9 protein-coding genes are annotated in these 9,104 nt (G+C 64.8%); 4 read left to right on the top strand and 5 right to left on the bottom strand.

Annotation, left to right across the window (positions count from 1 at the left end):
- The 4 genes from cyoD to AC1D00_RS14310 form a co-directional block, all read right to left on the bottom strand.
- On the bottom strand, window positions 1-330 hold a 330-nt coding region (cyoD, locus tag AC1D00_RS14325), incomplete at its 3' end, for a cytochrome o ubiquinol oxidase subunit IV (protein ID WP_477011119.1).
- A complete protein-coding gene (locus AC1D00_RS14320) occupies window positions 327-968 on the bottom strand; it encodes a cytochrome (ubi)quinol oxidase subunit III (protein ID WP_135177025.1) in 642 nt (213 codons plus the stop codon). The genes AC1D00_RS14320 and cyoD, both read right to left, overlap by 4 nt.
- Window positions 968-2,968 (bottom strand): cytochrome o ubiquinol oxidase subunit I, encoded by a 2,001-nt coding sequence (cyoB, locus tag AC1D00_RS14315; RefSeq protein WP_135177024.1) that lies wholly within the window; start codon window positions 2,966-2,968, stop codon window positions 968-970. Before cyoB ends, AC1D00_RS14320 begins: the two co-directional genes overlap by 1 nt.
- Window positions 2,958-3,791 carry a cytochrome ubiquinol oxidase subunit II family protein gene (locus AC1D00_RS14310; RefSeq protein ID WP_477011118.1) on the bottom strand — a complete coding sequence of 278 codons (834 nt, stop codon included), beginning with the start codon at window positions 3,789-3,791 and terminating at the stop codon, window positions 2,958-2,960. The genes cyoB and AC1D00_RS14310 overlap by 11 nt, the downstream gene beginning before the upstream one ends.
- 232 nt (window positions 3,792-4,023) lie before the next feature.
- On the opposite strand from AC1D00_RS14310, the gene AC1D00_RS14305 reads away from it, so the two are divergent.
- Window positions 4,024-4,209, top strand: coding sequence for a hypothetical protein (locus AC1D00_RS14305; RefSeq protein ID WP_477011117.1), 186 nt, complete (start codon window positions 4,024-4,026; stop codon window positions 4,207-4,209).
- 1 nt (window position 4,210) lies between these two features.
- A complete protein-coding gene (locus AC1D00_RS14300; RefSeq protein ID WP_135177022.1) occupies window positions 4,211-5,011 on the top strand; it encodes an SDR family NAD(P)-dependent oxidoreductase in 801 nt (266 codons plus the stop codon).
- Window positions 5,012-5,243: 232 nt separating this feature from the next.
- On the opposite strand, the gene AC1D00_RS14295 is transcribed toward AC1D00_RS14300, so the two are convergent.
- Window positions 5,244-6,584 carry a PQQ-dependent sugar dehydrogenase gene (locus AC1D00_RS14295; protein WP_477011116.1) on the bottom strand — a complete coding sequence of 447 codons (1,341 nt, stop codon included), beginning with the start codon at window positions 6,582-6,584 and terminating at the stop codon, window positions 5,244-5,246.
- Between the two features lie 236 nt (window positions 6,585-6,820).
- On the opposite strand from AC1D00_RS14295, the gene AC1D00_RS14290 reads away from it, so the two are divergent.
- Together AC1D00_RS14290 and AC1D00_RS14285 are read left to right on the top strand one after the other, a co-directional pair.
- Entirely contained in the window at window positions 6,821-8,011 is a 1,191-nt protein-coding gene (locus tag AC1D00_RS14290) for a urate hydroxylase PuuD (RefSeq protein ID WP_477011115.1), read from the top strand.
- 152 nt (window positions 8,012-8,163) lie between these two features.
- Window positions 8,164-9,021, top strand: a complete 858-nt coding sequence (locus AC1D00_RS14285; RefSeq protein ID WP_477011114.1) for a VOC family protein — start codon at window positions 8,164-8,166, stop codon at window positions 9,019-9,021.
- The last annotated feature ends 83 nt before the right edge of the window (window positions 9,022-9,104 follow it).

Below are 9,104 nucleotides of genomic sequence, written 5' to 3'. Positions count from 1 at the left end.
GATCCACACGGTGCCGCCGACCACGAGGAAGACGACCAGCAGCCCGAAGGCGAGCGCCAGCACGTTGTTGGTATTGTCCGGCCCCGTCGTGATGTGCAGGAAGAACACGAGGTGCACGCCCATCTGCGCGATCGCGAGCACGATCAGCGCGACGGGTATGGAAGGCTGCCAGACCAGGTCAGTGCCGGCGATGAAGAACGACGTCGCCGTGAGCAGCAGCGCGAGTGCGAGGCCGACGACGTAGCCGAGGATGCGCGCGCCGACGCTATGCTGCTCTTCCTCGCCCGGCGCGAGATCGTGCCCGGCCGGAACATGGGTCTGATCGCTCATGCGCCACCCCCAAGCAAATAGACGACAGAGAACACCCCGACCCAGATGATGTCGAGTGCGTGCCAGAACAGCGCAAAGCACATCATCCGCCGCAACACGTCGGCGCGAAAGCCCTTGGCGAAGACCTGCGCCATCATGGTGAGCAGCCAGAGCACGCCGGCGGAGACGTGCAGGCCGTGGCAGCCGACCAGCGAGAAGAACGACGTCAGGAACGCGCTGCGCGAGGGGCCGTAGCCGCGCGCGACGAGATCGGCGAATTCGCGGAACTCGATGGCGAGGAAGATCAGCCCGAGCACGCAGGTCACGGCCATGCCGAGATAGAACCAGAACCGGTTGCGCACGTCGGCGGCGATGCTGGCCATGCCGCAGGTGAAGCTCGACAGCAGCAGGCAGACCGTCTCGATCGCGACGTTGCGCTGCTCGAAGATTTCCGAGCCCTTGGGGCCGTCGGCGGTCTGGCCGGACAGCACCGCATAGGCCGCAAAGAAGCAGGAGAACATCACGATGTCGGAGAGCAGGAAGACCCAGAAGCCGTAGGCGGTCACGATCCGCTTCGACGCCGGCCCGGGATGCTCGACGACGAGCCCGATATGATGGGGATCGGCATGCGCACGGCCGACAGTCGCGGTCATCGACATCAGAGCGCCCCCGCCATGCTGACGAGGCTGCGACGTTCCTCGAGATTGATGCGGTCGATGCGGGCGACTTCCTCAGCCGGGATGACGTATTCGTCATGGTCGCGCCAGGCGAACACGACGAAGGTCGCGAACGCGCCGATGCCGCCCAGGATCACCATCCACCAGATGTGCCAGATCAGCGCAAAGCCCATGATGGTGGCGAAGAACGCGCAGACGAAGCCGGTCGGCGAGTTCCGGGGCATTTCGATGTCGTGATACTCGGGCACCTCGTGCTCGAGCGATTGCTGCCGGGCATGGGTCTTCATGTCCCAATAGGCATCCTCGCCGCGCACATCGGGACTGAAAGCGAAGTTGAAGACCGGCGGTGGCGACGAGGTCGCCCATTCCAGCGAGCGCCCGTCCCAGGGATCGCCGGTACGGTCGCGCAGGGCCTCGCGATTCCTGATGCTGACGACGAGCTGCATGATCTGGCAGATCACCCCGATCGTCAGCACCGCCATGCCGGCCGCCGCAACCAGCATCCAGGGCCGCCACGCCGCGACGTCGTAATGCTGCAAGCGCCTGGTCATGCCGAGCATGCCGGCGACATAGAGCGGCATGAAGGTGACGTAGAAACCGAGGAAGGTGAACCAGAACGCGAGCTTGCCCCAGCGCTCGTCGAGCCGGAAGCCGAACGCCTTCGGAAACCAGTATTCGAAGCCCGCGAAAGCGCCGAACAGCACGCCGCCGATGATGACGTTGTGGAAGTGCGCGACCAGGAACATGCTGTTGTGGAGCATGAAGTCGGCCGGCGGCACCGCGACCAGCACGCCGGTCAGGCCGCCGATGATGAAGGTGACCATGAAGCCGACCGCCCACAGCATCGGCGTCGCGAAGCGGATGCGGCCGCCATACATCGTGAACAACCAGTTGTAGATCTTCACCCCGGTCGGCACCGCGATGATCATGCTGGCGATGCCGAAGATGGCGTTGACATCGGGGCCCGCGCCCATCGTGAAGAAATGGTGCAGCCAGACCATGAAGGAGATCACGCAGATCGCCATGGTGGCCAGCACCATGGAGCGATAGCCGAACAGCGCCTTGCCGGAAAAGGTCGAAACCACCTCGGAGAAGATGCCGAAGGCCGGCAGCACCAGGATGTAGACCTCAGGATGGCCCCACGCCCAGATCAGGTTCATGAACATCATGACGTTGCCGCCGGCCTCGTTGGTGAAGAAGTGGAAGCCGAGGTAACGGTCGAGCAGCAGCATCGCGAGCGTGGCGGTGAGGATCGGAAACGCCGCGACGATCAGGAGATTGGAGGCCAGCGTGGTCCAGCAGAACATCGGCATGCGCAGATAGTTCATGCCCCTGGTGCGCAGCTTCAGCACGGTCGTGACGAGATTGATGCCGGCGACCAGCGTGCCGACGCCGGAGATCTGCAGCGACCAGGCGTAGTAGTCGACGCCGACGCCCGGCGAATAGGACAGTCCCGACAGCGGCGGGAAGGCGAGCCAGCCGGTGCGGGCGAACTCGCCGATCACGAGCGAGAGATTGACCAGCAGCGCGCCGGTCGCGGTCAGCCAGAAGCCGACCGAATTGAGCGTCGGAAACGCGACGTCGCGCACGCCGAGCTGGAGCGGAACGACCAGGTTCATCAGACCGATCACGAACGGCATCGCGACGAAGAAGATCATGATGGTGCCGTGCGCCGAAAAGATCTGGTTGTAATGCTCCGGCGGCAGATAGCCCTGCGACTGGTAGGCCACCGCCTGCTGGATCCGCATCATGATCGCGTCGCTGCCGCCGCGCAGCAGCATCACCGAGGCCAGCAGGATGTACATCACGCCGATCCGCTTGTGATCGACGCTGGTGATCCATTCGTGCCAGAGATACGGCAGATGCCCTTTCACGACGACCCAGATCAACACGCCGAGGATCGCGACCAGCACCACGGCGCCGGCGATGAGCGGAATGGGCTGATCAAATGGAATGGCCGACCAATCGAGCTTACCGAGCATCGTGGCCTCCACTGTGCGGCCGGCCGGCATCGGATAGCAGCTCCGGCCCRGGTCCCGGCGGAATGTGCTGGGTCGCGATCAGGTCGAACAGACGGGGATCTTCCAGGCGGTAGGTCGGCCTGCCCCTCTCGATGCCCTGCTGCATCAGCTTCGTGTAGCTCTCCTCGTTCAGCACGGCATCGGACTTCGCCGTGGTCGCGACCCAATCCGGAAAGGCGAGCGGCGAGATCACGTTGACGTCGAACATCATGTCGGGAAAGCCGTCGCCGGAGAAATGCGCCGACAGACCTTGCAACTTGCCCTCATTGTCGGCACGCAGGTTCAGCTTCGTCACCATGCCGTTCATGGTGTAGATCATGCTGCCGAGCTGCGGGATGAAGAACACGTTCATCACGCTCGACGACGTCAGCTGGAAATTCAGCTCGGCGCCAGCCGGCACCGTCAGCGTGTTGACGGTGGCGATGCGCTGGTCCGGATAGATGAAGAGCCATTTCCAGTCGAGCGAGACCGCCTGGATGCGGACCGGACTGCCGGTGCCCGGCACGGGCGCTGCGGGATCGAGCTGATGCGAGCCGATCCAGGCGACGCCGCCGAGCAGGATCACGGTGAGCGCGGGGATCGCCCACACCACCATCTCGACGCGCCCGGAATAGACGAAGTCGGGCTGGAAGCGCGCTTTCGTGTTGGACGCGCGAAACCAGAACGCGAACGCCAGGATCGCGATGATGGTCGGCACCACGATCGCCAGCATGATGAAGACGGAATCGACCAGGATGGTGCTGTTGGCGGCAGCCACCGGCCCTTGTGGATCGAGCAGATTCATCGGCAAGCCACTGGCGATTGGGAAACCCCAGGCGAGAGCCTAGCGCGGAAAAGCCCCCGCAACAAACGCAAGCTCGGTAGAACGGTTCCGCAACACGCCCGCTCAATCGCGCGCCGTGCCGTCCGGCGGCATGCAATTCCATGCGATGTCAATGACATCTACGCGGGACGGCCGGCCTTCTCACCTCCGCACTCCATTGCTAGTTTGCACGAAATTATCGGGATGAAACGGGATGCAGGGCCCTGAGGACGATGCCGGCCTCGCCGGCAAGGTGGCGCTCATCAGCGGCGGCGGCGCCGCGGGCGACGGCATCGGCAACGGCCGCGCTGCAGCAATTCTGCGGGACCGCGCAGGTGCCGACAACGAGCCCGCTTACAAAGAGGTACTCCAGCAGTACCCGATCCCCGGAGTGAACTGACATGCGCTTGAAGGACAAGGTTGCAATCGTCGTCGGCGCCGGCCAGAGCCCCGGCGAAGGCATGGGCAACGGCCGCGCCACCGCGCTGACCTTCGCGCGCGAGGGCGCCAAGGTATTGTGCGTCGATCATCATCTGGAATCGGCACAGGAAACCGTCGCGATGATCGCCGAGACGAACGGCACCGCCGCAGCCTTCAAGGCGGACGTGACGAAAGCCGCCGACATCAAGGCGATGGTCAAGGACGCGCAGACACGCTGGGGCCGGATCGACGTGCTGCACAACAATGTCGGCGTCAGCCTGTCCGGCGGCGATGCCGAATTGCTAGAGATCACCGAAGAGGCGTTCGACCGCGTCGTCGCCATCAATCTGAAGAGCTGCATTTTGGCGGCGAAAGAAGTGATCCCGATCATGCGCGCGCAGCACAGCGGCGCCATCATCAACATCTCCTCGATGGCCGCGATCACCACCTACCCTTACGTGGCCTACAAGGCGACGAAGTCGGCGATGATCGCCTTCACCGAACAGCTCGCCTACCAGAACGCCGAATACGGCATTCGCGCCAACGTCATCCTGCCCGGCCTGATGAACACGCCGATGGCCGTCGATACCCGCGCCCGCGAATGGCACAAGACCCGCGCCGAAGTCGAAGCCGAACGCGACAGCAAGGTGCCGCTGCGCAAGAAGATGGGAACGGGGTGGGACGTCGCCAATGCCGCGCTGTTCCTGGCGTCGGACGAGGCGAATTTCATCACCGGCGTGACGCTGCCGGTGGACGGCGGAGCGAGTGTGAGGCGGGGGTAGGTCGAGGCAGAGCGCAGTGCCCCTTCCCTTCTCCCCTTGTGGGAGAAGGTGGCATAGGCGGCCWTYGGCCGCCGTTCTTAAGAACGCCGAAGCKARGCTTCGGCTATGGCGCCGGATGAGGGGTYTCTCTTTGCGAACTCAACTGGCGAAGGGACTCGCGGAGAGAACCCCTCACCCGTCTCGCCGCTACGCGTCGAGCCACCCTCTCCACAAGGGGAGAGGGAAAGCACTATCACTGCCGCGTGCTTGTCACCCGCCAGATCGTGCCGTTGCCATCCTCCGACACCAGCAAGGATCCGTCCTTCGCCACGGCTACGCCCACCGGCCTTCCCCATACCTCCGTGTCACTCACCACAAACCCCGTGACGAAATCCTCGTACTCGCCGGTCGGCTTGCCGTCCTTCATCCTGATACGGATCACCTTGTAGCCGGTGCGCTTCGAGCGGTTCCAGGAGCCGTGCTCGGCGGCGAAGGCGTCGCCCTGGTATTCGGACGGAAACTGCGCGCCCTGATAGAAGGTCATGCCGAGCGAGGCCGAGTGCGGCTGTATCAGCACGTCGGGAATCGTCACCTTGTCCTTGAGGTCCGGCCGCGCGCCGGCATGGCGCGGGTCTTCGTTGCCGCCGATATAGAACCAAGGCCAGCCGTAGAAGGCGCCCTCCATCACGCTGGTGACGTAGTCGGGCACGAGGTCGTCGCCGAGGCCGTCGCGTTCGTTGGTCGAGCACCACGGCAGGCCGGTCTGCGGCTGGATCGCGAGGCCGACGCAATTGCGGATGCCGGTGGCGTAGATCTTCCGCTCCTTGCCATCGGGATTGAAGGCCAGCACGGTGGCACGCTCGGTTTCACTGGCCCAGGCCGCACCGAGCGGCTGCGTTTTCGACCACGCATCCATCCCGCCCGGCGGCGTGCCCATGCCCTCGGCGACGTTGCTGAGCGAGCCGACCGAAATCAGCATGCGCTTGTTGTCAGGCGTGAAGACGATGTCGCGGGTGGAATGGCCGCCGTCATGCGGCAGGCTCGCCACGATCGTCTCGGCCTTGCCGCGCGCCTTGAGGTCACCGGCCTGATAGGGAAAGCGGACGACGCTGTCGGTGTTGGCGACATAGACCCATTGCGGATTGTCGCCGTTCGGAAGGAAGGCAATGCCGAACGGCTGCCGCAGGCCGCTGGCAAACACCTCGTTGGTCGCGACCTTGCCGCCCTCGCCGGCGCGCAGTACGCGGATGGTGCCGGCCCGCGTCTCCGCGACGAAGACGTCGCCGTTCGGCGCCACGCGCACGATGCGCGGCGCACGCAGGCCTTCCGCGAACAGCTCGATCTTGAAGCCCGCCGGCACCTGAAGCGCGGCCTCCGGCGGACGCGGCACCACCTTCGAGAAGCTTGCGACCGAGGGCGTGGCATTGGGCCGGGCGAGATCCTGCGGCCGGATCAGCCTGACCGTGCCGGGCTTGTCGGCCTGCCAATTGCCATAGGCGTCCTGGCCTTGCAGCACCGGCTCGGCCTGCGCAAATGTCGCAGAAGCGACCAGCAACCCCGCGGACATCACCGCGGTCGACATCCGGTTCTTCACGTCGTCTTCCTCCCGGCCTGCACGTCTCGAACGTCAACGCCGATCGATCCGTAAACGTTCTGCGGCGGGTCAAACGCCTGCCGAATCCCACATCAGCTCATGCCCGCACGATGTGCATCAGCCGCGCCCCATCGTACTGGAAAATGCCGTTGATCGGTGCGACACATTGTAAGGGCACGACCGCCGGTTGCGGTCATCAAAGCTGCGGCATTTGTGTCGCACCTGATGGGGTGATCATGTGGGGATCCATCATATCGGAATGGGCGAGCCTGCTGCTCCGCTGGCTGCACGTGGTGGCGGCGATCGCCTGGATCGGCAGTTCCTTCTATTTCATCGCTCTCGACCTCAGCCTCAAACCCAGGAGCGATCTGCCTGATGGCGTGCAGGGCGAAGCCTGGCAGGTCCATGGCGGCGGCTTCTACCGGATCATGAAATACCTGGTCGCGCCCACCCGGATGCCGGACGAGCTGACCTGGTTCAAATGGGAGGCCTACACCACCTGGCTGTCCGGCTTCGCGCTGATGGTGGTGGTCTATTATCTCGAGGCCGATCTGTTCCTGGTCGACAAGTCGATCCTCGACCTCACGCCATTCCAGGCCGGGCTGTTCAGCTTCTTCAGCCTGGCTCTGGCATGGGCGCTCTACGAGGCCGCCTGCCGCACCGGGCTTGCGCAGCGCGAGCTGCCGTTCGCCATCGGCGGCTACCTGTTCCTGGTCGCGCTGACCTACGCTTTCACCCATGTGCTGAGCGGCCGCGGTGCGTTCAACCAGATCGCGGCGATCATCGGCACCATCATGGTCGCCAACGTCTTCACGCTGATCATCCCGAACCAGAAGAAGATCGTGGCCGCGCTGATCGCGGGACGGGCGCCCGATCTGAAGCTCGGCAAGACCAGCAAGGAGCGTTCGGTCCACAACAACTATTTGACGCTTCCCGTCGTCGTGCTGATGATCAGCAACCACTATCCCCTGCTCTACGCCACGCGCTTCAACTGGATCATCGTCGCGATCATCCTGGCGCTCGGCCCCGTGATCCGCCACTTCTTCAACGAGCGTCATGCCGGGCGGAAATCGCCGTGGTGGGTGTGGGGTGTCGCCGCCGCAGGGGTGATCGCGATCCTTTTCCTCTCCGCAGCCGGCCCGCGCGAGGTGAAGACCGGCGCGCTGTCGGTGCAGCCCACGGTCGCCAATGTCGAGGAGATCGTGATGTCCCGGTGCAGCATGTGCCATGCGGCCGAACCGGTCTGGGCCGGGATCGTCACCGCGCCGAAGGGCATATTGCTCGACGCGCCCGAGCACATCCAGCGCAACATCCGCCTGATCGGCCGCGTCGCGGCCTGGTCCACCGCGATGCCGCCCGGCAACATCACCGAAATGACCAGCGAGGAGCGTGCCATCCTCGCCGCCTATATCGAGCAGGCGCGCTGACGCCATCACGCGTCGATATCGCGTTTCGCGGAATGAAATTTCCGCATGTCCCGCCGATTTGAAAATGACTTGATCGTCCATCCGGCGTAGACAGGGACAGCGGCCGCTCGTGCCGTCCAAATCCAATCTGCATCTGCCGCGGGGAAATCACAGTGGCCCTCAAGAACGTCATCGGTATCGACCACGCCGTGGTCATGGTGAAGGACCTCGACAAGGCCGCCGAGAACTACCGGCAGCTCGGCTTCACGGTCTCGCCGCGCGGCACCCACAGCGCGCATATGGGCACCGGCAACTACACCATCATGTTCGACCCGGACTACATGGAGCTGCTCGGCGTGCTGGCCGCGACCGAGCACAATGCGCCGGCCCGCGCCTTCCTCGACACGCGCGGCGAAGGCATCGAGCGCATCGCCTTCACGGCGGTCGACAGCGCCGCCGGCGCGGAGGAAATCCGCGCGCGTGGCCTGACGCCGATCGGCCCGACCGATTTCGAGCGGCCGGTGACGCTGCCTGATGGCACGGTCTCGGCGGCGAAATTCCGCACCTTCATGTGGCCGACCGCGGAAGCGCCGGGCGGCGTGCGCATCTTCGCCTGCCAGCACAAGACCCGCGAGACCGTGTGGATTCCCGAGCTGATGAAGCACGCCAATGCGGCAAAGCGGATCAGGCAGACGCTGATCGCAACGCCCGAGCCCGCGAAGGAAGCCGCGCACCTCGCGCGCCTGATCGACCGCGAGCCGCAGGCGGAGGCCGACGGCGCGGTCAGCGTGCCCTCCGGCGGCGATCGTGCCGACTTCGTCTATCTGACGCTGGACCAGCTCGGCAAACGCTATCCCCGCGTGCCGCTCGCGGGCCTCTCCGAGCGCGGCGGCGCGGCGCTGGTGCTCGTCAGCGGCGATCTCGCCGCGACCGAGAAGGCGCTGGGTGCGGCGGCGCTGCGCAGCGGGTCTGCCATCGTCGTGCCGCCGGCCAAGGCCAACGGCACCCTGCTCGCCTTCGTTGCCGGCTGATTTGAACTAATTCTTTAACAAGCGTTTACCGGGCGGCTCTAGGCTTGCAGCCTATCCAGCCGCCCGGGGCCAGACGCATTTTC

The organism is Bradyrhizobium sp. P2_E8, assembly GCF_056403875.1.
This window is presented reverse-complemented; position numbering and strand designations above follow the sequence as displayed.